Origin of the sequence: Salinimicrobium sp. TH3, from assembly GCF_026676115.1 — a bacterium.
Lineage (GTDB): Bacteria > Bacteroidota > Bacteroidia > Flavobacteriales > Flavobacteriaceae > Salinimicrobium.
This window is the reverse complement of sequence record NZ_JAPONB010000001.1, coordinates 93,720-119,412: the sequence shown is the minus strand read 5'-3', so window position 1 is coordinate 119,412 and position 25,693 is coordinate 93,720. Positions and strand designations below refer to the sequence as shown.

Annotated in this window: 25 protein-coding genes and 1 tRNA gene; 9 read left to right on the top strand and 17 right to left on the bottom strand. The window is 39.6% G+C overall.

The window, feature by feature from the left end:
- Positions 1-4: 4 nt before the first annotated feature.
- The 14 genes from OU683_RS00455 to OU683_RS00390 all read right to left on the bottom strand — a co-directional run bounded on the left by OU683_RS00455 (position 5) and on the right by OU683_RS00390 (position 13,560).
- Positions 5-370, bottom strand: coding sequence for a cupin domain-containing protein (locus OU683_RS00455; RefSeq protein WP_268134064.1), 366 nt, complete (start codon positions 368-370; stop codon positions 5-7).
- A 203-nt stretch (positions 371-573) separates the two neighbouring features.
- A complete protein-coding gene (gene mgtE, locus OU683_RS00450; RefSeq protein WP_228914030.1) occupies positions 574-1,926 on the bottom strand; it encodes a magnesium transporter in 1,353 nt (450 codons plus the stop codon).
- Entirely contained in the window at positions 1,916-2,758 is an 843-nt protein-coding gene (rsmA, locus tag OU683_RS00445; protein WP_268134061.1) for a 16S rRNA (adenine(1518)-N(6)/adenine(1519)-N(6))-dimethyltransferase RsmA, read from the bottom strand. The genes mgtE and rsmA overlap by 11 nt, the downstream gene beginning before the upstream one ends.
- 14 nt (positions 2,759-2,772) lie before the next feature.
- Positions 2,773-3,081, bottom strand: a complete 309-nt coding sequence (locus tag OU683_RS00440; RefSeq protein WP_268134059.1) for a DUF4286 family protein — start codon at positions 3,079-3,081, stop codon at positions 2,773-2,775.
- 43 nt (positions 3,082-3,124) lie between these two features.
- A complete protein-coding gene (locus OU683_RS00435) occupies positions 3,125-4,909 on the bottom strand; it encodes a tetratricopeptide repeat protein (protein WP_268134057.1) in 1,785 nt (594 codons plus the stop codon).
- 136 nt (positions 4,910-5,045) lie between these two features.
- Complete coding sequence (gene serS / locus OU683_RS00430; RefSeq protein WP_268134055.1) at positions 5,046-6,317, bottom strand: serine--tRNA ligase; 1,272 nt, start codon at positions 6,315-6,317, stop codon at positions 5,046-5,048.
- Between the two features lie 75 nt (positions 6,318-6,392).
- The gene (locus OU683_RS00425) at positions 6,393-7,712 is read right to left on the bottom strand and encodes an HTTM domain-containing protein (protein WP_268134053.1); all 1,320 of its coding nucleotides are present in this window, start codon (positions 7,710-7,712) and stop codon (positions 6,393-6,395) included.
- A complete protein-coding gene (locus OU683_RS00420; protein WP_268134051.1) occupies positions 7,702-8,640 on the bottom strand; it encodes a bifunctional riboflavin kinase/FAD synthetase in 939 nt (312 codons plus the stop codon). The genes OU683_RS00425 and OU683_RS00420 overlap by 11 nt, the downstream gene beginning before the upstream one ends.
- Before the next feature lie 8 nt (positions 8,641-8,648).
- On the bottom strand, positions 8,649-9,284 hold the full coding sequence (gene pth, locus OU683_RS00415; protein WP_268134049.1) for an aminoacyl-tRNA hydrolase: 636 nt from the start codon (positions 9,282-9,284) through the stop codon (positions 8,649-8,651).
- A gap of 77 nt (positions 9,285-9,361) precedes the next feature.
- On the bottom strand, positions 9,362-9,994 hold the full coding sequence (locus tag OU683_RS00410) for a 50S ribosomal protein L25/general stress protein Ctc (RefSeq protein WP_268134047.1): 633 nt from the start codon (positions 9,992-9,994) through the stop codon (positions 9,362-9,364).
- 170 nt (positions 9,995-10,164) lie between these two features.
- Positions 10,165-11,106, bottom strand: coding sequence for a ribose-phosphate pyrophosphokinase (locus OU683_RS00405; RefSeq protein ID WP_268134045.1), 942 nt, complete (start codon positions 11,104-11,106; stop codon positions 10,165-10,167).
- A 178-nt stretch (positions 11,107-11,284) separates the two neighbouring features.
- Entirely contained in the window at positions 11,285-12,523 is a 1,239-nt protein-coding gene (locus OU683_RS00400; protein ID WP_268134043.1) for a hypothetical protein, read from the bottom strand.
- 2 nt (positions 12,524-12,525) lie between these two features.
- The gene (locus OU683_RS00395) at positions 12,526-13,068 is read right to left on the bottom strand and encodes an RNA polymerase sigma factor (RefSeq protein ID WP_268134041.1); all 543 of its coding nucleotides are present in this window, start codon (positions 13,066-13,068) and stop codon (positions 12,526-12,528) included.
- Positions 13,069-13,101: 33 nt separating this feature from the next.
- Positions 13,102-13,560 (bottom strand): putative periplasmic lipoprotein, encoded by a 459-nt coding sequence (locus OU683_RS00390; RefSeq protein ID WP_268134039.1) that lies wholly within the window; start codon positions 13,558-13,560, stop codon positions 13,102-13,104.
- A gap of 170 nt (positions 13,561-13,730) precedes the next feature.
- Between OU683_RS00390 and OU683_RS00385 the strand changes: the two genes are divergently transcribed.
- Positions 13,731-15,035: a DUF2254 domain-containing protein gene (locus tag OU683_RS00385; protein WP_268134037.1), complete on the top strand. Its 1,305-nt coding sequence runs from the start codon at positions 13,731-13,733 to the stop codon at positions 15,033-15,035.
- A gap of 60 nt (positions 15,036-15,095) precedes the next feature.
- On the opposite strand, the gene OU683_RS00380 is transcribed toward OU683_RS00385, so the two are convergent.
- A complete protein-coding gene (locus OU683_RS00380; protein WP_268134035.1) occupies positions 15,096-16,082 on the bottom strand; it encodes an endonuclease/exonuclease/phosphatase family protein in 987 nt (328 codons plus the stop codon).
- 286 nt (positions 16,083-16,368) lie between these two features.
- Here OU683_RS00380 and OU683_RS00375 point away from each other — a divergent pair, with 286 nt between their 5' ends.
- From OU683_RS00375 to OU683_RS00360, 4 genes are all read left to right on the top strand, one after another.
- Positions 16,369-17,442, top strand: a complete 1,074-nt coding sequence (locus OU683_RS00375; protein WP_268134033.1) for a tyrosine-type recombinase/integrase — start codon at positions 16,369-16,371, stop codon at positions 17,440-17,442.
- A gap of 244 nt (positions 17,443-17,686) precedes the next feature.
- Complete coding sequence (locus OU683_RS00370) at positions 17,687-18,004, top strand: hypothetical protein (protein ID WP_268134031.1); 318 nt, start codon at positions 17,687-17,689, stop codon at positions 18,002-18,004.
- Positions 18,005-18,016: 12 nt separating this feature from the next.
- Positions 18,017-19,198, top strand: coding sequence for a VapE domain-containing protein (locus OU683_RS00365; protein WP_268134029.1), 1,182 nt, complete (start codon positions 18,017-18,019; stop codon positions 19,196-19,198).
- Positions 19,199-19,418: 220 nt separating this feature from the next.
- A complete protein-coding gene (locus OU683_RS00360) occupies positions 19,419-20,279 on the top strand; it encodes a DUF8464 domain-containing protein (RefSeq protein WP_268134027.1) in 861 nt (286 codons plus the stop codon).
- A 293-nt stretch (positions 20,280-20,572) separates the two neighbouring features.
- Here the strand turns inward: OU683_RS00360 and OU683_RS00355 are convergent, their stop codons facing one another.
- Positions 20,573-21,409 (bottom strand): hypothetical protein, encoded by an 837-nt coding sequence (locus OU683_RS00355; RefSeq protein WP_268134025.1) that lies wholly within the window; start codon positions 21,407-21,409, stop codon positions 20,573-20,575.
- 480 nt (positions 21,410-21,889) lie between these two features.
- Here OU683_RS00355 and OU683_RS00350 point away from each other — a divergent pair, with 480 nt between their 5' ends.
- Positions 21,890-22,282 (top strand): peptidase associated/transthyretin-like domain-containing protein, encoded by a 393-nt coding sequence (locus tag OU683_RS00350; protein ID WP_268134023.1) that lies wholly within the window; start codon positions 21,890-21,892, stop codon positions 22,280-22,282.
- Between the two features lie 445 nt (positions 22,283-22,727).
- Here the strand turns inward: OU683_RS00350 and OU683_RS00345 are convergent.
- Positions 22,728-22,809: transfer RNA gene (locus OU683_RS00345), tRNA-Leu, on the bottom strand.
- Between the two features lie 154 nt (positions 22,810-22,963).
- On the opposite strand from OU683_RS00345, the gene OU683_RS00340 reads away from it, so the two are divergent.
- The 3 genes from OU683_RS00340 (at position 22,964) to OU683_RS00330 (ending at position 25,692) form a co-directional block, all read left to right on the top strand.
- Positions 22,964-23,551: a HupE/UreJ family protein gene (locus OU683_RS00340; RefSeq protein WP_228914015.1), complete on the top strand. Its 588-nt coding sequence runs from the start codon at positions 22,964-22,966 to the stop codon at positions 23,549-23,551.
- A gap of 108 nt (positions 23,552-23,659) precedes the next feature.
- Entirely contained in the window at positions 23,660-24,091 is a 432-nt protein-coding gene (locus OU683_RS00335) for a deoxycytidylate deaminase (protein WP_228914014.1), read from the top strand.
- Positions 24,088-25,692, top strand: coding sequence for a S41 family peptidase (locus OU683_RS00330; protein ID WP_268134019.1), 1,605 nt, complete (start codon positions 24,088-24,090; stop codon positions 25,690-25,692). The genes OU683_RS00335 and OU683_RS00330 overlap by 4 nt, the downstream gene beginning before the upstream one ends.
- Position 25,693 lies beyond the last annotated feature (1 nt).

The window sequence follows — 25,693 nt, the reverse complement described above, 5'->3', positions numbered from 1 at the left end:
AAAATCAGATTTTTGGATAGTCAGATTGGGTGAGGCTGTCTTCCACCTCCCCGGTGTGTTTGGTGCTGAGTTTTTCAAACAGCATAATATGTACTTCCTCACCATCTTTAGTCATAGGACAATGCTTCACTCCTTTGGGAACAATAATGATCTCCCCTTCCCTTACAGTCTCTGTGCGATCTTCGAACTGAAGATACAAAGTTCCCTTTAGCACCTGGAACAATTCATCTTCTTCATCATGTTGATGCCAAACAAATTCATCTTTCACTTTCGCTACGAGTACCTGCATGTCATTGACAACCCCTATTTGACGCGGATGCCAATGGTTGCTGAAGCTTTTCAATTTTTCTCTGGGATCAATAGGTATCATACAATGGCATTTTTAAGATGAACTAAATTACAAAAATGAAGTTGGGGCAGGGATTGAAGCGGCATCTTTTTTACCCTTTTTGGAGGGTAAAAAAATACAGCGGAAAGCCCGGTGCGCAGCAGCCCCCATGAAAAGAATAACAATATTCAAATTCCAAAATCCAAATTCCAAAATTCAGAAAATTTAAAATTGGTATTGGAAGATTAAAAGCCCAGGATGAGCTTCGCTATGGAAAAGTAAATAAGGATCCCAAAAATGTCATTGCTGGTGGTAATAAACGGGCCGGTAGCCATGGCCGGGTCGATCCCGAACTTGTCCAGGATTATAGGTACAAAAGTACCAATAAGTGAAGCGATCACGATCACCGAAATCAGGGAAATCCCCACGGTAAGACCAAATTTGAAATCAAATCCCAATAGGAAAATTCCGCCAATGATGAGCAACAGGGCCAATGCAGCTCCATTTAACAAGCTGAGCAGGATTTCTTTTACAAGCCGATTCCAAAGGGAACCACTTAGACTTTGATTGGCCAGACCCTGCAATACAATGGCAGAGGATTGTACTCCCACATTTCCTGCCATCGCGGCAATAAGCGGCACAAAAAAGAACAGGGCAGCATGTTCCTGCATGGCGGCATCAAAAGTCCCCAAAACTGTTACTGAAACAAAACCTCCCAAAAGTGCTAAAATAAGCCAGGGCAATCTAGCACGGGTAAGGCGCAGGATGGAGTCATCGGCCTCAACATCTTCAGAAATACCGGCAGCCAGCTGGTAATCTCTTTCGGCTTCATCCCTTACAAAATCAAGGATATCATCGACAGTGACACGGCCCACGAGCCTGCCCATTTCATCAACAACGGGAATAGCTTCCAGGTCATACTTCTGCATGATACGCGCAACTTCCTCCCCTTTGGTATGTACAGTTACGTAATCTACCTTATCTATATAAACATCACTGATGTTGGCTTTGCTTGAAGCTGTGAGCAGATCTTTTAAGGAAAGCCTCCCTTTTAATCTCCCCTTATCGTCAACCACATAAATGGAATGCACGCGGGTAACATTTTCGCCCTGGGCTTTCATCTCGGCGAGGGAACCGGTAACACTCCAGTTCTCATTAACTTTCACAAGTTCCTTGGCCATAAGTCCCCCGGCCGAATTCTCATCGTAGCGCAGCAGTTCCACGATATGCTCGGCGTGCTCTTCATCTGAGATTTCCTGGATCACTTCCTGCTTACGTTCTTCAGAAAGTTCTGCGATGATATCGGCGGCATCATCGGTATCCATATTCTCAAGCTCCTCGGCAATTTCTTTGGCCGTAAGGTTATCGAGAATGCGTTCCCGCACATCTTCCTCGAGCTCCATAAGAGCTTCAGAAGTTTTGGTGCTGTCAAGCAGCTTTATGATATAGGTAGCTTCGTCGAGGTCCAATTCATCGAGGATCTCGGCTATATCGGCAGGGTGCACCTCCTCCAGTAGCTCCAGGAGTTCGGCTTCGCGCTTCTCTTTTATGAGAAGTTCAATATGCTCGATATATTCTTCGGTTACCTCAAATTGCATTAGGCTCAATTTTTTGCGTAAGTTCTATGAAACGAGCAGTACTAAGCTGCTCCGGACGAAGGTCAAAGATACTATCTTCTTTAATACTATCGGGCAGGTCAAAGATTTTCAAGCTATTCCGAAGCGTTTTTCTACGTTGCTGAAAAGCCGTCTTCACCACCCTGAAAAACAATTTTTCATCAACAGGCAGTGAAAAATCTTCTTTCCGGGTAAACCGAAGCACCCCACTGTCCACTTTTGGTGGCGGATTAAATACTGAAGGGGGCACTGTAAAAAGATATTCGGCTTCATAGAATGCCTGGACCAGGACCGAAAGAATTCCGTAGGTTTTATTCCCTTCTTTTTCACAAATGCGCTGAGCAACTTCTTTTTGAAACATGCCCGAAAACTCCGGGATGAACCTGCGAAGTTCCAGCATCTTAAATACGATCTGGGTTGAAATATTATATGGGAAATTCCCGATTATGGCGAATTGGTCCTGTCCAAAAATCTCGCTTACATCATATTTTAGAAAGTCCTTTTCATGGATCTTTCCTTCAAGCGCAGGATAATGTTCCTTTAAATATGCGACACTGTCCCTATCGATCTCTATCACATGGAGGTCTGCATCTTTTTTGACCAAATATTTTGTAAGCACTCCCATTCCCGGACCTATTTCAAGCACAAAAGGATAACCTGAATAACTTAAAGTATCGGCGATCCTTTGTGCCACAGTTTCATCGGTCAAAAAATGCTGGCCCAGATGTTTTTTGGCCTTTACATCACCATCCTGGTGTTGGGGCACATAGGTATTGTGGTGGTTTTCACCTTTCCTGTTGTATTTTTTTTTCATGTAAACCGGGATTTCTACTGTTCGCTTACTACCTCCAGCTCGGTCCTAAACGCTACAAATTGCCCTTCAAAAATGGCAGATTTCTTCCTTAAATTTTGAGCATCTTCCTCGTAATAGCGCTCCAGCATTTCTTTATTTGGGGCTGTATATTGAACCGAGTAGGTTATGCCCCCCATTTCTTCCTTCACCATTACCCTGGTCATAAGAGCCCTGGTAAATTTTCCCGTATTGAGCATATCGGGAATATGTTCCTTCTTCATCCATTCCACCCACTCCTCGTGAACATTTTCCTGGATATTTATTGTGACATTGTAGATATACATAAGCTATATTTCCTTTCCCTAAGCGGGATCGTGATTTATTCCATTATTCGAGTTCGTCTCCCCGAAGTTGCCTGAATTTTTTCCGGGCGTCGACAAAGTAAATACTATCGGCGTAATTAAAGATAATTTTTTCATAAAACTCCTTCGCCTTATCGGGGTGATCCAGTTTCCCCGCATAGAGTTCTGCCAGGTAATAATGTGCATTATCTCCCAAAACTTCATTTTTATAATGTTCTATGATAGCGAGGTAATTCTGTTCTGCTTTTTCGTATTTCCCTGCCTCCTCATAAAGCTTCGCCTGCTTTAAAAGGGCATCATCCTCAATCTTTTCTCCTTTGTGCTTTGTAAGGACAGAATCCAGCACCTCTATAGCCTTAGCATTCTTTTCCTGAAAAGCCAGCAAATCGGCTCTGGCATACAGTTTCAAAGCTGTTCTTGTACTATCCTCCAGGGAATTCTCACTTATTAAAAGACTTAATTCCATGGCATCATTGGCGATCAATTGCGAAGTGGCCGACTTTAATACATCCAACTGTATGGTCGCCCAGTCAAAATCTCCTTTATAATAGCTGGTTTTTGCCACCTTGAATCGGGCCATTTGTGCAACGACATCATTCTCCACCAGGTTTTGCACCTGTGAGAAATAGATCAACGCCTGGTTAAACTTCTCATCGAGCACAAGAATATCGGCCAAAGCCATTTTTAAAGCTGCTTCTTCATTCTTTTGGAGATCACGCTCCAGGAAAGCATTTAGAACTTCCCGTGCTTTTGCTATTTTATTCTGTTTAAAAGCCAGGAAGTTTGCATAATCAATGTAAAGAGATAACATAGCCGTTGCCTTCCCATAGGTCTCAAAAAGGGCTTTATAAGCCTCCTCTATCTCCGAATATTTTTCTTTCGGAAGTGTTTCCTGAAGAATATTCAGTCTTAGCTGATGGGCCTGCAACCTAAGATCTTCATTAGGGGCTTCGGCAATGATAAAATCAAGTACCTCCAGAGCCGTCTCCAGCTGTCCTTCTTCCTGTGCCATTACTGTAAGCCGAAGAATTGATCCCAATCCCTGATTTGACCTGCGGTAGATCGCCTTTTCCTGCTGAAAAGCCTTTTGATACTCCTTTTGCTGCACAAAAAGCCAGCTCAACATGTTATTATAAAGGATATTCTGGTCCTCCTGAAGCTTTTTAAGCAGCAATTTTCTAAAGATGAGATTGGCCTCATTGGCAGGATCATCGCTTATAAACTGGCTGTAAATACGGCTCACTCCCGGCAGTAAATTGGGGTTGTTACCCAGCACATCAATGTAATTACTAAACATTTTTTCAATATCTCCCTGTTCGCCGTACAGCCGCGCCAGCTGGATACTATACTCGGCATCGGGATTCATCTTCATCCCTAGTTCATAGGCCGTCACTGCCCTGTCGAGTTTACTGTATTTTTCAAAAGACCGGGCAATGGAAAAAGCATAATTTGGCCTGGACTCTATAGCCCTTAATGCTTCAGTGTAAAATTGATCTGCCTGGGTATTTTTCCCCTGCAATTCATAATTATGTCCAAGTTCCACAAGAAAATGAGGCGCATTGGCTGTATTATTCACCCGGTGTTTGAGCAGTTTTTCTGCCTCGCCATATTTTTCAAGTTGTTGATAGGTCGCAATAAGTCCGTAGAAAAAAGAGGCGTTAAAGGGCTCCTGCTCCAGGAGCTTTTCATAGATATTTTCTGCCTTCCCAAATTCGCCCCTGTCGAAATAATTCTTCGCCAGCTGCTCTGACTGTGCAAAGCCTGAAAAATGGGTGCAAAGAAGAAGGAGAAAGAAGTAGAGAAAACGCATCTGCAACTGTTTTAAGTAAATATACTTTAAATTGCCTTTTTAGAAGCTGAAAGTGAGGATCTTATTCTGCTCAAAAAAGAAAAAACCTCACAGGTTTGGAAACCTGTGAGGTTTGAAAGTTTATTTAAAATTTCAATTAATCAATTAAATCGAAACCGGTATAAGGCACGAGTACATCGGGGACTTTTATTCCTGCCGGTGTCTGGTAATTTTCAAGAATTCCTGCCAGCACGCGAGGCAAAGCAAGGGCACTACCATTCAAAGTATGAGCCAGCTGCTTCGAACCATCGGCAGATTTATACCTAAGTTTTAATCTATTGGCCTGGAAGGTCTCGAAGTTGGAACAGGAACTAATCTCAAGCCACCTATCCTGTGCTGTTGAAAATACTTCAAAATCATAAGTTAGTGACGAGGTAAACCCAAGATCACCTCCACACAACCTAAGGATCCTGTATGGCAATTTTAACTCTCTAAGGATATCCTTAATCTGCTCCACCATTTTATCCAGGGCTGCATAAGAATTTTCGGGTTTTTCAATTCTTACGATCTCCACTTTATCAAACTGGTGCAGGCGGTTAAGGCCGCGAACGTGTGCCCCGTAAGATCCCGCTTCTCTCCTAAAGCATGGGGTGTAGCCTGTACAGGCAATAGGCAAATCATTTTCAGATAACATATCATCCCTAAACATATTGGTGATAGGCACCTCGGCAGTTGGAATAAGATAAAGGTTATCTTCTGTGACATGATACATCTGCCCTTCTTTATCGGGCAGCTGACCTGTGCCATATCCTGAAGCCTCATTGACCATAAGCGGCATCTGGAACTCGGTATATCCTGCGGCAACATTTTTATCTAAAAAATAAGAAATAAGTGCTCTTTGCAAACGGGCTCCTTTTCCTTTGTAAACCGGAAAGCCGGCACCGGTGATCTTGTTTCCCAGTTCAAAATCTATGATATCATATTTCTTTGCAAGCTCCCAGTGCGGCATTGCATCTTTAGCCAGTTGCGGCACTTCCCCTTCTTTAAAGACCTCAACGTTATCTTCTTCTGAAGTTCCTGCAGGAACAAGCTCGTTTGGGATATTAGGAATGTTATACAGGACACGATTAAGAGCCATGGTTGTAGCCGCAAGCTTTTCTGAAAGTTCTTTGGTAGACTCCTTAAGTTCTGAAGTTTGTTGTTTCAGTTGATTTGCCTTTAGGTGCTCTCCTGTCTTGAAGAGCATTCCAATTTCTTTTGAAAGACGATTGGATTCGGCTAATTTTTCATCCAGCTCGGCCTGGGTAGAACGACGTGTCTCATCCAAATCAAGCACTTCAGAAAAAACTTCTTCAGCATCAAAATTTCTCTTTTTTAAGGCCTTTAAGTACGCCTCTTTATTCGCCCTGATATTGGCTACCTGTAACATAATATTGGTTTTTGAAGATTTGCCGTAATGGCATTTCAAGGGTAAAGGAACAAAAATAGCAAAAGCCTTATAACATTATTCAATCGAGGACGGTAAAATCCAGTCATGATGTCCAAAATGATTCCATTTCTTTGCTGCCAGGTCAACCTTTGGATCTATAAAAGGTTGGTAAGGCCTGCCATTAACGCTCACCTTACTGTCAACATAGATCTCTACCTCCTTCCCCGTAAGTTCAAACTCTTCTTCGAGGCGCTGGGAAAACTGCCAGATCATATCGGGTTTTGTAGATACCGCCCGCTGCTGTTTAGGGGAAAGATACTGGCTTGTTTGGACAAAAATTGTATCCTGCGGCCTTGCTTTGTCCACCACCTTAAACTGGATCCTCCCGGATTTTGACCTCAACATCATGCGCCAGCTAAGACGATGTCCCTCTTCTGTCCATAAAACATCATCTTTAAAGAACCAGTGCCGCACGGGTAAAGCCAGCTGCACAACGAACCAGATACCGAAAAAGACCAAAAGCGGCGTTTTATATTCCGGCACCTCAACTTCGTTCCCTGAATAGTGAGGTTTCTTCCGAAGAAAAATGCGGTTAATTTTTTCAGTTGGAAAAAAGAAGATGGTAAAGGCGAGGGCCAGGTAGGGAAATATCCCAATGTGGAAAATAAGACTGTTGAAGAGGTGAAAAAACACAGCTGCCAAAAATGCGAAAATTCGTGTTCTTTTCCAGAGCAGTAATGGAATGATCAAGAGGTCAAATAAAAATCCGAACCAGGCAATGGTATAATGAACCCAGGTTTGCTGAAGGAAATCCCCAATAAGCCAGTAATCCCTTCTTGCAGTCATTAATATTCCGGGCAAGCTAGCATCAAACCAGTCGGGGTAGATCTTGGCTACAGCTGCATAGGTGTACACAATGGTCATTTGCCCTACAAGCAATAGCCAGACCCAGCTTGGCATGCTCAATTTTTTTAATTCCGGTTTCTTCCACACATCAATCGATGCATACCTGTGCGCAGGAAGCAGGATCATGAGGAAACACAACAGCATTAAAAGATAATAATGATTATTGTAGGAGGATTTTTGCATAAGGTAAACCGCAGCCCACATAATGGTATACATGAAGATACTTAGCCTGTATTTGAAACCCAGCATCACAAAGATCCCAAACAGGCCCATAATTGCATAATACCACAACATCCCGTTGCCCGGAAGGGGTTGCAGAAAATCGAATCCTATAAAATTAAAAGTGAACTCCGGCTCAATAAAAGCCCGTCTTATCCAGCCGGTAAAAATGGCTCCAATAGCCTCAATAGCAAGCAACAGCCCAAAGAGAATCCTGAACACAATAAGTGCAGAATTATCAATTCGGGTGAAGAGCCATTTATTTAGCATAATTATCCCGAATATATTGAAAGCTAAAAGCCTCATCCTGCTTCATCGCCAGTTTCAATGCTTCAATTGTGTCAAATTTCTTTTCATCTCTAATGCGGGTGAGAAGTTCAATGGAGAGGTATTTCCCGTAAAGATCTTTATCTAGATTGAAAAAGTAAGTTTCAACAGTTTTCTCGGTACCCCCAACAGTAGGATTTGTTCCTATGTTCATCATCCCAAAAACTACCTGCCCATCAATAACCGACCGAACTACGTAAACCCCGTTTTTAGGAATTAATTTATAGCTTTCATTAATGTGAAGATTGGCAGTGGGATAACTAAATTTCTTCCCAAGCCCTTTGCCCTTTACAACAGTACCTGCAAGTGCAAAAGGATAACTAAGATATTGATTCGCCTTTTCTACCTTACCTTCTAAAAGTGCTTTTCTTATTTTGGTAGAGCTTACTGCCACGTCTTCCACATCCTGTTTTGAAATTTCCTCTACTTCAAAATCATATTCTCTTCCAAATTCACGCAGATCATTGATGTCTGCAGTTCTATTTCGCCCAAAGCGGTGGTCGTATCCTATTATGACTTTCCTGGCTTTTAATTTATTTACCAGGATATCCCTCACAAACTCCCGTGCAGAAAGGCGTGAAAATTGTTGAGTGAAGGGATGAATGATCAAATGATCTATACCGCTTTTCTCCAGGATCTCCTTTCGCTCCTCAATAGTGTTGATCAATTTTATATCGGCATCTTTTTGTAACACCATGCGGGGATGAGGAAAAAATGTAAGGATAGCAGATTCAAGACTTCCTGCCCTGGCAGTATTTACCAGCCTTTCAATGATCTTTTGATGCCCAATGTGCACCCCGTCAAAGGTACCAATCGTGACTACTGTATGGTGATCGCTGTAAAAAGCATGTGCTCCTTTGTGTTCTTTCAAGACTACTTTTATTTCCCGTTAAAGGTATTCATTGTGTTGTTTATGCCTGCTGTACCAAAGGACCTGATAACTTCGGCCGATTTCTCCAGTCTTTCGGGCAATTTTTTTGTTTCCTCTTCATCCCATTCCCCCAGCACGTAATCTACCTGCCGTCCCTTTGTGAACTCATCGCTTATCCCAAATCGAAAACGATTATAATTTGTAGTTCCCAACTGCGCCTGTATATCTTTTAAACCGTTATGCCCGCCATCACTGCCTTTGGTTTTTATTCTTATTGTACCAAAACCAAGATTGAGATCATCTGTAATTACCAATAGATGTTCAAGTGGCACCTTTTCTTTTTGCAGCCAGTAATTTACTGCTTTTCCACTAAGGTTCATATAGGTGGATGGTTTAAGCAAAATGAAGCTACGGCCTTTAAATTTGTAGGTTGCTATATCACCAAGTTTCTGAGATTCGAAGGTTAGGCCTTCCTTTTCTGCCAGGAAGTCCAGAACTTTAAATCCAATATTATGACGAGTATTATGATATTTTGGGCCAATATTTCCCAGCCCAACAATGAGAAATTTTTTCATAGGGGGTATTTCTTCTTTAGAATCTTCTTTAGATTTTTTAGACCAAATCCTACCAAAGAACGAGAGCATAGATTTCTTTTTTGGTAAAAATAAAAAAAGCATCCCTAATTAGGGATGCTTTATCTTTTGAATAAGATTTTATAAATCTATGCGTTTTCGTTTTCGTCAACTTCTGTTGCAGGCACTTCATCTGCAGGAACTTCTTCTTCTTCGTCTTCGGTATCGGCGATAACGTTACGAGAAGTTCTAACCTGGCAAACAACAGTGTTATCTGGGTGCATGATCTTAAATTCTTCACTTTTAAGAGCAGTAACATAAAGTTTGTTACCAATCTTAAGTGGAGTGATATCTGCTTCAATAAAATCTGGAAGATTTCCTGGAAGACCTTTCACTCTCATTCGGCGAAGGTTGAATCTCAATACCCCACCATTTTTCACCCCACGGGCAACTCCAGTAGCGTGAACCGGAATTTCCATAGAAATTTCTTTGTCTTCAAAGATCTGGTAGAAATCGATATGCAAAATTGCATCTGTCACAGGGTGGAACTGGATGTCCTGTAGTACAGCGTTAAATTTCTCACCACCTTTTAATTTAATTTCCACTGTATGCACATCTGGTGTGTATACAAGGCTTTTAAAGGCAATCTCATCTGCTGCAAAATGTAATGGCTCGTCTCCCCCGTATAATACGCAAGGAACCTGTCCAGCATTACGTAAGGCTTTTGTAGCTTTCTTGCCTACGCTTTCTCTTTTAGATCCGTTGATCGTAATTGATTTCATTGTTAAAAATTTTAGGCTGCAAAAGTAATTCTTTTTTTTAAGCTATTAAAAACCTGAAGCCTAATTATTTTATGCCGGCTGAAAATGAATTTATAAGAGACCAATATTGGGAGTCATTTGCCATTCTCCAATCCCTTTCGTAATTCTAACTTCTAAAATCTAACTTCAACTTACATGATGAATTTAGAGCTTATTGACCTGTTGTTATGTACCCTGTTCATAACATCGGCAAAAAGATCGGCACAAGTAACAACGCGAATTTTCTTACTCTTCTTTTTCAGCGGAATTGAGTCGGTAACGATTAATTCTAAAAGTTTAGAATTTTCGATACGTTCATAAGCTTCTCCCGAAAGTACAGGATGAGTACAAATTGCTCTTACACTAAGCGCACCTCGTTCCATCATCACATCTGCAGCTTTGGTAAGGGTTCCTGCGGTATCAACCATATCATCAACAAGTACCACATTACGGCCTTCAACATTCCCAATCAATTCCATATGGGAAATTACATTTGCCTTTGCCCGTTGTTTGTAACAGATCACAACATCGCTTTCCATAGTTTTGGAGTAAGCATATGCTCTTTTAGATCCTCCCATATCGGGGGAAGCAACTGTAAGGTTTTCGAGTTCCAGGCTTCTTAAATACGGCAGGAAAACAGTTGAAGCAAACAGATGATCTACGGGTTTTTCGAAAAATCCCTGGATTTGATCGGCATGGAGATCCATCGTGATGATCCTGGTAGCTCCTGCAGTCTCCAGCATTTTTGCAATAAGCTTCGCCGCAATTGGCACACGGGGCTTATCTTTTCTATCCTGCCTTGCCCATCCATAGTAGGGAATTACGGCTGTGATATGTCTTGCAGACGCTCTTTTGGCTGCATCGAGCATAAGCAGCAGTTCCATGAGGTGGTCTGATCCCGGGTGAGTTGAGCCAATGATAAAGACTCTTGATCCTCTTACAGATTCCTCAAAGGAAGGTTGGAATTCCCCATCACTATAGGTGGAGGTAATAACATTTCCCAGCTTTGAACCATAGGATTCGGCAATTTTCTCGGCCAGGTCCCGGCTTTGATTACAGGAAAAAATTTTCGCTGCGGTGTTAACTTCAGGCATTGTTTGTAGTTTGTGTTGTTGCCCTGCAAATTTAGAAATTAATTTCAGGGGAAACGCCCGGCTAAAATACTTTCTTCAGAAATAAAAAAGGAAAAACTTCTATGAATCAGGCTTCAGAATTAAGTCCGATAAAAAATGCCATTTTTGAGAGGTTTGGTTTTAAATGAATACAGAAAAATTAAAATCTATAGCTAAATCCCGAATACAACCCGAAGAAATAAGGAGTTTGTCCTTCGTTAGCCTTAAAAGTGTTCATTTGAAATTTAACCACCGGCTCCAGGCTTAACTGTAGCTGTTTTGATAAATTATAACCCATACTAAGACCAAGATTTGTAGTGTAGCTAAGGTTGTTCATGTTATTTGTTTCCCCAAGATTGGCCTTATTATCCGGGAAGTCTAGTAAAAGCTCATTTTCTTCGAGAATTAATATACTGCCACCTCCAATAATGCCGAACACGAATTTTTCATTTAAAAGAACATATTCCACCTCCAGGGGAACCTCTAAAAAGCCCATTTTTTGGCTTAAAGTTCCATTTGAAGGAGAGGAAAGAGTCGTTGTTTCTGCCATTTTTGAGGCAAAAGTGTTAGTAGCGGCTACATCATTGAACGAAACCTCACGGGTATTATACTCAAGATCCACCTTATTAAGACCGGACCTGATATTGATCTTTTCGGAAATCTTATAAGCTACATTCACACCATAAGAAAAAGTAACCTCCCCCGAAGCCTCTTTTGGCGCAAAACCATTATTCAAAGCATTACCTTTCCCCATATTATTGAAATATACAGGCGCGATCCTGGTGGTTAATTTAAATTTCTCACCAGATCTTTCATTTTTAAGAGTAACAGCATCGGGATCATCTTTTGGAACTAATGCAACTGCCGGAGATAATTCCCCTGCGGAATTTGTTTCTGCCACCAAATTTTCCTCCACCGGCTCTTCCGGATCATAAGCAATTCCGGCATCTTCTTTATGCCTGATATCTGAAAAATGGAGATTTGAAGTATTTATTTTATCTGAATTTTCCTGCCTTGCTGAAGCAAATTGATGGCGGTTTTCCTGAAGTTGTCTCTCCCGGTTCTGCAATATCACAGCCTGAAGAATTATTTCCGATTCTCTCATCACCTCATTAAAAGTTCCTGAAACTTCCAAAGGAATCATATTCCAATCTTTTATAACAGGCGTCACAACCACATCATCTTTTTTTTCCAATAAGGTGGGGCTTTGCAGGTACGCAGCAAAGATGAGGGCCAAAGCAGCAGCCACTCCCGAAATTTGGAACCACAGAGGAAAGAGATTTCTTTTTTCCCTTTTTTGAGGCAATTGTGACAGGATGTTTTCCCAGGAATCTTCTGGCGGCGCAATTTTAGCTCCTTTAAAACGGTCCCGATAAATGCTGTCGATGTCCTTACCCATTTTCATATTGATTTCAGGTAAATTGTCATTTTGTGACTTTTGATACTTTCTCTTAACTTAATGCGGGCACGGGCGAGATTGGATTTAGAAGTTCCTTCGGATATCCCTAACATTCGGGCAATTTCTTTATGAGAAAATTCTTCCATAACATAGAGGTTAAAAACAAGCCTGTACGCATCCGGCAACTCCTGAATTATTTTTATCAAAAAATCAAGGGATAGAATTTCATCATCCAGCTCTTCGTCAATCTCTTCAGAAATATCTCCGGTTATACTAAGGTGGATACCATTCTTCTTGCTTTTTTTAATAGCTGTGTTGATCACTATACGAGTCATCCAGCCTTCGAAAGTGCCTTTTTCTCTATACTGTTGAATATTCTCAAAGATCTTTATAAAACTGTCCTGCAGCAGGTCCCGGGCCTGCTCATAATTCGCCGAATATTTAAGGCACAGGACAAAAAGCTGTGCGGAATAATCCCGGTAAAGCTTTTCCTGCGCCTTTCTATCCTGTTGTTTACACAGCCGAACTAGTTCTTTAAGACCCACCTAAAAACGATGTTGGTTTCTACCTTTTCAAAATTAATTGACGGCAGGTGTAGGAGTAGCCTCCCCTACCGGAACGACTATTTTAGTATAAATACTCTCCTTGTTTGCGTCAACGCCTGTCCAAAGATAAAACGTAAAAGGCTGATCTTCATCAATTCTAAGGGTAAATGAATCCATTTTTTCAAGGTCTTCACTTTCTAAGGTACAATCCTCAAGTCCTGTGGGATATGACGCTACACCGGCAACATAGATATCTCTTCTCAATGCGCCTTCAGCCCCACCTCTAATCGCTTGTAAACCCAAAGCGGTATGGCAGGCATCTGGCAAAAGATAAGTGACTTTGATTTGATAAAGTTTTCCCTTTTCAAAAAACTCTGGGAGATCTGCATCAACCACTTCAGCTAAAACCTGTACAGAACCTGGCCCGTCATCTTCGATATCACAACCGGCCAATAACAAGGTGAACATAAATAAAAGAGCAATCTTTTTCATAATGTGTGGAAATATTAGTTGTTTACTATTATGACCCCGGTTTCATAAAAGGTTGCGTGAACCAGATAAAAAAATTGGTGCTTTAAAATAGTTGAAGCAAACAGGCATCTGAACTGCTATCTTGTTTTGGGATTTGCTTAACTTCAAACATTAATATTTGAAAGAAAAAAATGCAATCTTTTCTAACCAAAATGTCTTACCTGTACGGAAACGTCAAAGGTAAAATCGCTTTTTATCCTACCTTATTTGCTCTTACGGGCCTTATTTTCGCCTTCATTATGATGTACCTGGAGAGCCTGGGGGTTTCGGGATATCTTGTTGAAAATGCGCCGCTATTGGTAGTGAACAGTGGCGATACGGCTTTAACCATTCTAAGCGCCTGCATCACAGGGTTAATATCAATGATGGTTTTTAGTTTTTCTATGGTAATGGTGCTGCTCAACCAGGCAGCCAGTAATTATTCACCGCGATTGCTTCCAGGTTTAATATCCGATCGCCGTCACCAGATTATTCTCGGGATATATATCTCAAGTATTTTGTTCTGTATTTTCACCCTCTTCTCTATTCAGCCAACAGGAGACAAATACCAGATACCCGGTTTTTCTGTTCTGCTGGGCATTCTTTTTACTGTAATGTCCATTTATGCTTTTATTTATTTTATTCATAATATTTCTGAAACTATTCAAATCACCAATATCCTTAAAAAGATATTTACAGATGCCCAAAAAACCCTTTTCCATCTCCTGGAGGAAGAGAAAGGTAATTCCTCTTCCTTTCCCGGGACAGATGATTGGTTTGAATATAAATCCCCACAAAGTGGTTACTTTCAAAGCTTTACCAGAGAGGGACTACTTTCTTTTTGCAAAAAGAATGATACCATGCTTGAAGTTCTAGTTATAAAAGGCTCTTTTGTTTTAGAGGGGGAACCGGTGTTTCGATCAAAAAAGAAATTGGATAAAGAAGTTGCTAAAGACTTGTTGGATAAATTTCATTTGTCCAGGGAGCAACTTGTTACAAGAAATTTCATTCTTGCATTCAAACAAATTACCGAGGTTATAATAAAAGCTATGTCTCCTGGCATTAATGATCCCGGGACAGCATTAAACGCAATTGATTACCTCTCGGAATTGCTAAGGATTAGAATGTTGAAGTCCGACCGCGAATTCATTTCAGATGATGGTAAGGACTATGTCAAGTTGAGAGGAGTAACTTTTAAAGAGTTGCTTTACAATATAAATACCTCCTTGAGAAGTTATTGCAGCAAGGATGTTGTGGTGGTTCAAAAAATTGCCGGGATGTTCATTTCTTTAATGAGGCAGAATTCCAGAGACCCAAAGTATCACCTAATTTTAGGCATGGAGGCTAAAGGGCTTTTGCAGGAGTCCAGGAATTCCATAAAAAATGAGGCCGATCTTGAAACCCTTGATAGGCTCTATAAGGAAGTTGAAATGCTAATGGATAGATTTCCAAAATAAAACCTCGGCATCAACCAGAAATTTTAAGCTTAAAATAAATCAAAAAAGAGACCTTCCTGTTTACTGAAGCACTAATTCTGCGATTACAGGAAAATGATCTGAGCCAAATTTTGGAAGTCTCTCGATCTTAACAGCACCAAAGTCCTCTGTTACAAAGAAATGATCAAGCGGCCACCTCATAAAGAAAGACTGGGCACTAAAGGAATTATATAATCCTCTCCCTAACCTCACGTTCTTCAAATTCCCACTCTTTTCAAAGAACCGGGTTGATTTTGACCAGGAGACATCGTTGAAATCCCCGGCCACTATCGAGGGTAAAGTATCGGCTTCGACTAAATTACCGACCTTTGATAAGGCCACTTCTTCCAGACCTACATTATCGGGATATTTCTCACTTGGGAATGGGGCTACAGGGTGAACCCCATGAAATTTTATTTTTTCCCCAGACCTAAGTTCCACCACCGTGTGAAGAGAAGGAACATCCTGATGTCGAAAAAATTTCACCTCACTTTCCGAAAGAGGAAGCCTGGAATAAAGAACCATTCCGTAAGCATTGTCTAAAGGATGACTCATAGTAAAGGGATAATCAATTTCATCCAATTGCTCTACCCACCAGCTGTTTACTTCCATGGCTAAAACCATATCTGGTTGGTGTTCATCAATAATTTCTTTGAGTTTTGCCGCATTCTTGTTGGTCATCAGAACATTGACAATAAGAATCTCCACGCTCGATTTTGAATTTGAGTCTACAAGAGAAACTTCGGGGACAACTTTTTCTCCAAAGAAATATGGGGCTATTTTAACTGAATGAATAGAAATGGCTACGATAAGCCCTGCTGCGATAATATAGGAAGTACTATTCCATTTCCTGTTCAATATTGTAAACAACCCCAAACAAATAACAGAAAGAATTAGATACTGAGTTCGGGGAAAATCCAGGATCTTGGCGTACCAGTAAGTCAGGTCATGTATTAAGGATAAAACACTCAATACAACCACAATGACACTTATTACAACTACTGTTTTTAATAATATAGATCTAATCATTTACTTCAATTAATGTTTGATAACAGGAAAGAAAAGATAGGATTTTATTTTTTAAGGTCATCCCTCAGCGTCAATTTGACATCTAAACTATAAACAAAAAAAAAAGCTGAGACATGAATCTCAGCTTTTCTTAAGTACCTTGGGCGGGAAAATTCCAGGGCATCAAGTAATATTAAATGATGTTTAAATATATTGAAAGTCAGTTAATTACCTGAATTTCATTTTCTTTAAATCTATTTATTTCTTAATTTGCTATCACTTTTGTTACTCATTTGTTACTCAAGACATGTCCGTTAATCTTAGACAGAAGCAAATTAAAAATGGAAAAAGCTTTTATCTTGATATCTATCAAGATGGAAAGAGATCCTATAAATTTTTGAACATTAGTATCAAAACTAAGGGAGCGAATAAAGATTCTCTTACGCAAAGGAAGGAAAAGAAAAAACTGGCTGAAGAGAAAGCAGCGCAGGAACAAATAAACCTAATTAGCAAAGGAAGTTCATACATACCAGCCCACTTAAGAAAAGTGAAGTTCAATGATTTTGCAGAAACTTTCTTAAAAAAATACTCAAAGGCAGATATTAAAGTCATCTTAGGATCTGTCACAAAATTTAAAGATTTTATAAAAGATCCTAATTATAAAGTATCAGACATTAGTCCTGATACAATGGAGAACTATAAAAATTATCTCCTTTCTTGTAAATCTTTGTCTGGCGAAACTCCCCACAATTACTTTTCCAGATTTAAGAAAATTCTCCGCGACGCAAAAAATAAAGGAATAATTTCAGAGATGCCGACGGAAGGAATTATTTTTAAAAATCCGAACAAAGGAGAGAATCTTAAAAAGGAAGTGCTGGACATTGATGAACTTAGGCTATTGGCTCGAACTCATTGCGGAAATGAGGAAGTTAAAAAAGCTTTTCTTTTTTGTTGCTATACCGGTTTAGGACTTGCCGAAGTTGCAGATCTTAAATGGAAAAATATAAAGAAAGACAGATTATTCACTTTTCGTAAAAAAACGGGATCTGCTATTAACAACCAGTTAAATTCTGCAGCATCAAAAATCATAGGTGCCCCAGGGCAGAAAGATTCTTACATCTTCAAAATCCAGGGAATTAGTCAAACTGCGGTTAATAAAAATCTTAAATACTGGAGCAACAGAGCTGATATAGATAAAAAAATTACGTTTTACTGTGCTAGACACAGTTTTGCTTGCTTATTATTAATTAATGGAGCAAACCTAAAAAGTGTTGCAGATGCCATGGGACATGCTTCGACCAAGACTACTCTAAAGTATCTGAACCACGTAGAAAGATTAAAAGATGAGGCCATAAAAAACCTTCCAGATCTTAATCTATAGGATATTTCTACTATTAATTCACTATTTCGTCGGTACAAGAAATTTAATGTTCCACATTAAATTTTGAATTATCAGCAAACAGAAGCTTTTCTTATTAAAAATGTAATTATATAGCATCAAAATAGTTAAACTTTCTCCGGAAGTTGAAAGGTTGTTCTGCCCTAATTCATCTTTGAAGATAAGAACGAAATCCCCGGTTGCGGTTCGTAAATGAACAGAACCCAAACCTTTAATTTTCTAAGCTATGAATTATGTACACCACATGAATGCTTTGATGGAAAACATCAAGAAGGATCCGAGGTTAAATCCTACCCACATCAGCCTTTATTTTTCACTATTCCGACTTTGGAATATTTTGCGCTTTCCCGAATCCTTTTACATAAATAGAGAGGACGTAATGCAGGTGGCAAAAATAGGTGCCAAGGGAACCTATCATCGATGCATAAAAGATCTAGATAATTGGCAATACATTTCTTATATGCCTTCCCATAATCCATACAAAGGAAGTAGGATTAGGTTGTTCGAGCTAAAGCAGACCACAATTCAAGAAGGAGACATCTAAAAAGATTGAGTTGTGAAAAAAGAACGCGAAATATACCATGTCTCAAGATCGAAGAAGAAGACTATCTATGATATAATGCTTAATTATATCAACAAGAAATACGCTATACGTTTTAATGAAATCACTCAAGACCTTCAGATCTCTTTTAAGGATGAACACAATTGGGAGAAATTCGCAGTTAATTCTTTTCTCATAGAATTAGCCCAGGCTAACATCGAGGTCACCTTATCAAAACTTGAAATTTTCTTAGACTCCCACTTAATTCCAAAGTTCAATCCTATCAGAGAATACTTTGGCAATTTACCTCAGTGGGATGGGGAAGATCACATTGCCAAACTCGCCAGCTATTTACCATTGAAGGAACAAGCTTTATTCGAGTATCATTTTAAGAAGTGGTTAGTCCGGAGCGCGAAATGTGCCCTGGAGGAGCATTATTTTAATAAGCAGTGTCTTGTCCTGGTGCAGGCACAACAGAACTCCGGAAAGTCGACTTGGTGCCGTTTCTTATGTCCTCCTGAATTGAAGAATTACTTTGCTGAAGATATGACCACAGATAAAGATGCAAGGATCCAGCTGGCAAGAAATTTCCTGATCAACCTGGACGAGTTGTCTATCCTGGCCAAAAAGGAAATTAATGCTCTTAAAGCTTATTTTTCTAAAACCATGATCAATGAAAGATTGCCGTATGACCGGAAAAATACTTCCCTCCAAAGAATCTGCAGCTTTATAGGATCAACGAACAGGACAACCTTTCTTAATGATGAAACAGGATCTGTCCGATGGCTGTGTTTTGACCTTCAGGGGAAGATCAACTTTAATTATCTGGAGGAAATAAACATTGATGGTGTTTGGGCACAGGCATATCATTTAGCCTATAAGGCAGAAGATTTTGATCCGGAATTGACTTTACAGGACATTCTTCAGAATGAAGAACGTAATAAGCCATACAAGGAACCTTCCATGGAGGAAGAACTTCTATCAAAATACTATGAAATAAGCAGTGATGTAACGGAATTTATGACAACCTCAGATATTATTGCCAGGCTCAACTGTATTAATTCCCGGCTGAATGTGATAAGCATGGGAAAGGCACTCAGGAGCCGGGGATTTGAAAGGATCAAGGAGCCAAAGCGGCAGGTTTACGGTTACCTGGTCCGACCCCTTTTTAAAGCTTCTCCTCTGGAGCTTTCATAAAACATAGGTAATATAAAATAAAGTAAAAATTAATTACCTACTTACCTATATAAGGGAAAGCCGCTTGAATAAAGAGTTCTAAGCGGGTAAAATAAAAAATAAATGACTTACCTGTTTTTACCTGTAAAAGGTAAGTAAGGTAGAGATAAAAATAGAGGCATAGGTAAGTTTCAGACCAGTAAAGACGCATTAGGTAAGGTAGGTATGTGAAAAATCAGTTATGGAGAGGAGTTTTTTAGATTGGAAGGAGGCAAGGCAAAAGAGCATTATCAAAGTTCTTGGAGATTTTGGAGTTGTACCTAAAAGGCAGACCAGCAAAGCTGCCTGGTATCTGAGTCCGCTGCGAACAGAGAGAGAACCATCTTTCTGTGTTACATTGAGCAAGAACCTTTGGTACGACTTCGGAATTGCAAAAGGAGGAAATGTGATAGACCTGGTTATGGAATTAAAATTTTGCTCTCCAATCGAGGCACTGCGATATCTAAGCAGCCAAACTTCTTTTTTCTTTAACCCGCCGGTAATGGAAATAAATAAAAGTGAGGAAACACTTCAAGTAACCGACGTGAAAGAATTACAGCACCCGGCACTCATTCAATATCTCAAATCGAGATCAATATCCGTCTCAACTGCCCACACCTTTTGTAAAGAGGTGTGGTACAAGCATAATAGAAAAATTCATTTTTCAATTGGTCTCCCAAACTCTGCAGGAGGCTGGGAGCTGAGAAATAAATTTTTCAAGAATTCGACGGCTCCGAAATCCTACAGTCTGATCACTCAACAAAAAGAAAAGCTTCTACTATTTGAGGGGATGTTTGATTTCCTATCCCTGGCTACCACGGATAAAGATTTAATAGCTTCATCAGATAGCCTAGTGCTCAATTCTCTCGGCTTTATAAATAGAAGCTTACCCCTACTGAATAAGTACCAGGAGACCTATTTATATCTCGACAATGATCTTGCAGGAAAGAAAGCTGCAAAAAATATTAAAGAATTGCCTATGATCATTAAGGATTGTTCGTCGACTTATAGCGGCTTTAAAGATTTAAATGAAAAACTAAGGCTGCTACCACAGCGATTTTAAAAAGCTTTAAAAGAAAACCTTCCTCAGCACATTTCCTTTCGCTCTGCTGCAGGAAAAGGTCTTGAACACATGGTAGCAGGGTTATTTGCCTCTCCCGTAATACCAGTAAATTCAGTACTTCTTACTTTTTTCTTTCCTCCAGGTAACCGATTAGGTGACCTATGGAATGATATGTTATAAGTAAAAATAAATATTATTTAAATTATATACAATACTGGCTTCAGATGAAATCTTAGCATTAACTAATGGTTTGGATGGATTAAGGGATTAACGGATAACCTTTTTTTTAAACACTAATTGTAAATTATATTTAAATCGAGACTAGGAGAAGTTTGTTCGCTCATGTACGTACCAGAAATGATTTCTAAAAAATAGTGCGACGGGTAGTCTCCATCATATTCAAAGGATGCTTTATAATCAAGTTCACCATTTATATATTTTTCTAAAATATTATAAGGTTGATAAGGAATATTATTATCATTCCAGTTATGAATATAAAATCTTGGTAATACAAGGCTAAAATCTCTCCATAAGATATAAAGAGGATTTGCTTTTTCATCTACAACAATTTCACCCTCTTTAATTTCTTCTCCTCTTTCAGTTTTATAATAATTCATAAATCCTGTAGAACCATAACTATATTCCGATTTTACCCAGGTATTGGAAGCGGGAATATATGAACCTGATCTATTTTCTTCTACTACTCTTCCGTGAGAATCATATTTAACAGTATGAATAGTAGTGCCTGACACATTCGTTATTCGTTCTAATCTCTCATTTTCATAGTGGTAATTAAAAACCATGATTTTCCAGAATTCTGGATTAAGTTGAAAGTCAAAACCATCTTCTAAAGAATAATTCCCTTGCGTATCCATTAGAATTCTGGAGACCCTGAAATTCTCATTATATTCAATTTCCATGGCTACAGGAAAAAAGTCCTGTTCCCCAATTCCATGTAGAAGGATCTTTACCGGAAGATCATTTTGGTACTGCAATATCATTCCATTTCGCCCCTCAGTACTTTTGATTAATCGGGTTTCAAATTCAGGATCACGAATTACGTCATCATCAGTAGAGCATCCGGTAATTATTAGTATAAAAAAAATTACAAAAAGAGATCTAAAATTCATGAAAAAGATTTTTTTTGGACAATTAATTTATTCTACAAGCTTAAATGAGGCCAAAAGTATAGGGCCACGGGTACGAAAAAAGGGCCAGGGGTCAAATTAAGCAAAAATTAAGTATTCTGGTTACGGGAAACCATAATGAAGGTTATAGGTGAAGGGGGAAGAAAAGCAAGAGGATAACCCGCTGCGCGATGTTATGTGGCTCAGCTCAAGGTTTTCCAGAGGATCGATCTTTCAATTTTTACTAAAATTGCGGCAAAAGCCTTTGGAACCGGTGAATTTATTAGTAATGATTGCGGCAAACTATGACATAATTCTTAGACTAACATAACTTCTGATATGTGCTGATTCAATCACTCTTTTGTATTAGTTTTGTATAAGATTAGTAATCAATTTATAGTTTAGTTGTATTTTTGCATTATATTAGAATGATATAAACATTGGTCATTCATTGTTCTATCGTTTAAACATCAACATCTTAAAATGGCTATAACTTCATTTACGAGAACTTCAATAGAAAAACCTATTAAGGACACTATTCGTATTAAGGGGGGGAATCTTAATCTCCAATTCAACATCCTTAGCGGGAAACAAGGAGATTACTGGGTTCTTTATGCACCGGCTATTAATATTTCTGGCTATGGTAAAACTGAAGAAGAGGCGAAAGAGCTTCTTGATGTTGAAATAGAAGTTTTCTGTGAAGATGTGATGGGTATGAGGAGTAAAGAACGCGAAGCCTACATCGCTTCATTGGGTTTTTCTAAAGAGCCTTTTAAAACAAAGAACTTCTCTAAAGCTTATGTTGATCAGGACGGGAAATTGCAGGATTTTGAGCAGGGGACGTTAGAACATAGAGTTCTTACAACCGCTGCATAGATGGGGGATTTCCGACCTATAAAAACAAAGCTCTTTATTAAATTCCTAAAGCTTTATAGCTGCTATTCAGTTAAACAAAAATCTGGAGGATCCCACTCTTACTGGAAAAGACCAGGATTAACCCGAAGGATTGTTATTCGAGAGGCTGATAAAGAAATTCCCCCTTTACACATAAAAACTAATCTTGAAACTCTAGGATTGAAATTCGAGGATTTGCAAGAGTTCTTGGAAAAGAAATCAAAGAAATAAAACAGCCAATTTCCTTTCCTATAATTTTTCATGTTCCCTACTGCCAAACAAAGCAGTATTAGTCCATGGTAGTATTTGTGGCCTTAAGTATTTAATGACTTCTCGGTCAAAGTGCAAAATAGCTCTTCTTGTTACCATTTTGTTACCCGTAAAAACAGAAACCCTCATAAACCTTGGGTTTATAAGGGTTTTGAAGTACCTTGGGCGGGAATCGAACCCGCACGACCGAAGTCACTGGATTTTGAATCCAGCGCGTCTACCAATTCCGCCACCAAGGCAATTGGACGGCAAAAGTATGAATTTTTTCCTTTTGCTAATAAAAATTCCCAAAAATTAATTGACCCCGGCCTAAATAATGCAAATCTCACCAAGACTGGCTTCCTTTGCGCATCTTGCGCAGAAATCGTATTTTCGGCGCTTATATTTTATCCTATGTCTCAATTTTGGTTGTATTTCCAGTTAGGTCTGGAACATGTACTGGACTGGAATGCTTATGATCATATTCTTTTTCTTATTGTCCTTGTTGCCTCCTACTCCTTCCTCACCTGGAAAAGAGTTTTTTGGCTGGTAACAATCTTCACTCTGGGACACACGATTTCACTGTTCCTGTCGGTATACAAAATTGTGCTGGTTGACACTACCTGGGTGGAATTTCTGATTCCGGTGACTATTCTGGCCACTGCCGTGTTTAATATTATCAACGCCAAAAAGAGAGAAAGCCAGAACAACATAAGTTTACTTTATTTTAGTACCGCTTTCTTTGGAATAATCCACGGCCTTGGTTTTTCTTCATATTTTAAAATGATCGCATCGGGTACCGACAGTGTTTTTCTCCCCTTGCTGGAATTTGCTTTAGGAATAGAAACTGCTCAAATCATCGTGGTATTGTGTGTGCTGGTGCTAAGCTTCCTGCTACAAAATGTATTGCGGGTGGCAAGGCGCGACTGGATTATTGTAGTGTCGGCGATTGTTATAGGTATAATTCTGCCTATTCTGAAAGAAAATTACCTGGCTCTTTAAAATTTAACTTTCCTTTATTGGATTAATTTAAGTCTTGCAATATTTTAGTAAAGCCCAAATTTTCAGCAACTTAAAAAGCTTTCTATATTGCAGACGAATTTTTTGACTATGCAAAGAACAAAGCAGCTTAAGTTTGACCGGGCGTATTTAAGGATCGCCAGAGAATGGGGGAAACTTTCTCACTGTAATCGTAGACAGGTTGGCGCGCTTATTGTGAAAGACAGAATGATTATTTCTGACGGATATAACGGTACCCCTACCGGTTTTGAAAATCCGTGTGAAGATGAAGACGGGTATACCAAATGGTATGTATTGCACGCCGAAGCGAACGCAATTTTAAAAGTTGCCGGGAGCACTCAATCCTGCAAAGGTGCTACACTGTACATTACTATGTCTCCCTGCAAGGATTGTAGCAAGCTCATTCACCAGTCGGGCATTACACGTCTTGTCTACAGTATTGATTATAAAGACAATTCCGGGTTAAATTTTTTAGAAAAAGCCGGAGTTGAAATAGAACAAATAACTGAACTCGACGGTTGAAAAACTATAACAAAAAATATTTACCCTTACTCCTGGGATTCGCCTGTGCACTTGGTGTACTACTGGGCGCAGCCCTGGATTTTTCCAGCTACAGCTCCGGGCCTTTCCTCAAAACCAATAAGAAAAAAGAAAAGCTGGCCCGTCTAATTGATTACATTGAATACGAGTACGTAGACGACGTAGATATGGACAGCATTGTCGACGTTACCGTAAACGGCATTCTTACAGATCTTGATCCTCATTCAGTTTACATCCCAAAGGAGGAATATGCGAATTTAAGTGCAAGCATGAAAGGGGATTTCGTAGGAATCGGAGTAAGTTTTAGAAGCATTAATGACACCATTGCGGTCATCCAGACTTTGAAGGGCGGCCCGAGTGAAAAAGTGGGCATAAAAGGAGGCGACAGGATCCTTTATGCAAACGGGGAACCTCTTTTTGATTCCAATATTCATGTAGACTCTATTACCAGTAAACTTAAGGGAGAAGAAAATACGAGGGTTCTTTTAAAGGTGCATAGAAAAGGGGTTCCAAATCTTCTTGAGTTTGATGTGAAACGGGGTAAAGTTGCTCTTAAAAGTGTGGATGCAGCTTATATGCTTACAAAGGAGCTGGGCTATATTAAGATCAATCGTTTTGCAGAATCTACCTATGAAGAATTCAAAGCCGGCCTTCTTGAACTAAAGAAACTGGGGGCAAGTCAAATAGTTCTTGACCTGCGTGACAATCCCGGGGGTTACCTTGCCGAGGCGACAAAAATTGTAGATGAATTCCTTCCCGAAGATAAGCTGGTGCTTATTACTAAAAACAAAAAGGGGGCAATTGAAAAAACCTTCGCCACAAAGGAAGGGAATTTTGAAAAAGGAGAGCTTTACGTGCTTATCAACGAGAATTCGGCTTCTGCGAGCGAGATCATAGCCGGAGCTCTTCAGGACAATGACAAGGGTGTAATTGTTGGACGAAGATCCTATGGGAAAGGCCTGGTCCAAAGAGAAATGGCACTGGGAGATGGCAGCGCAGTGAGACTTACAATCGCCCGGTATTATACCCCTACCGGAAGGTCTATACAGCGGCCTTATGATCATGGCAGCGAAGAATATTTTGCCGATTATCTTAATCGCTACCGGAATGGGGAGCTGGTTAGCGCAGATAGTATTCATGTAGCCGATTCATTACGGTACGTTACTCCCGGGGGAAAGATCGTTTATGGCGGTGGTGGTATAATTCCTGATATTTTTATTCCCAAAGACACCAATTTTGAAAAGCAAAGTTTGAACCTTATGCTTCGCAATGGGTACATGGACAGTTTTATTTTTGAAGTGCTTGAACAGGACCGTAAATATTACAATTCCCTTAGTTTTGAAGATTTTATGCAAAGAGAAGTGATCACACATGCCATTGTAAAGGAATTTAGAGACTTTATGAGGCGTGAAAATTTTGATATGCGCTTCAAAAACTATCAGCCTACTCTTAAGCTTTATTTAAAAGCGGCTATGGCTCAACAACTGTTTGGAAGCACTGCCTTTGAGCAAATCCTTAATGAAGAGGACCCTGCAATTGAGAAAATAATTAAACTTTCGGCAGACCGGGAATTCAAAAATTAGC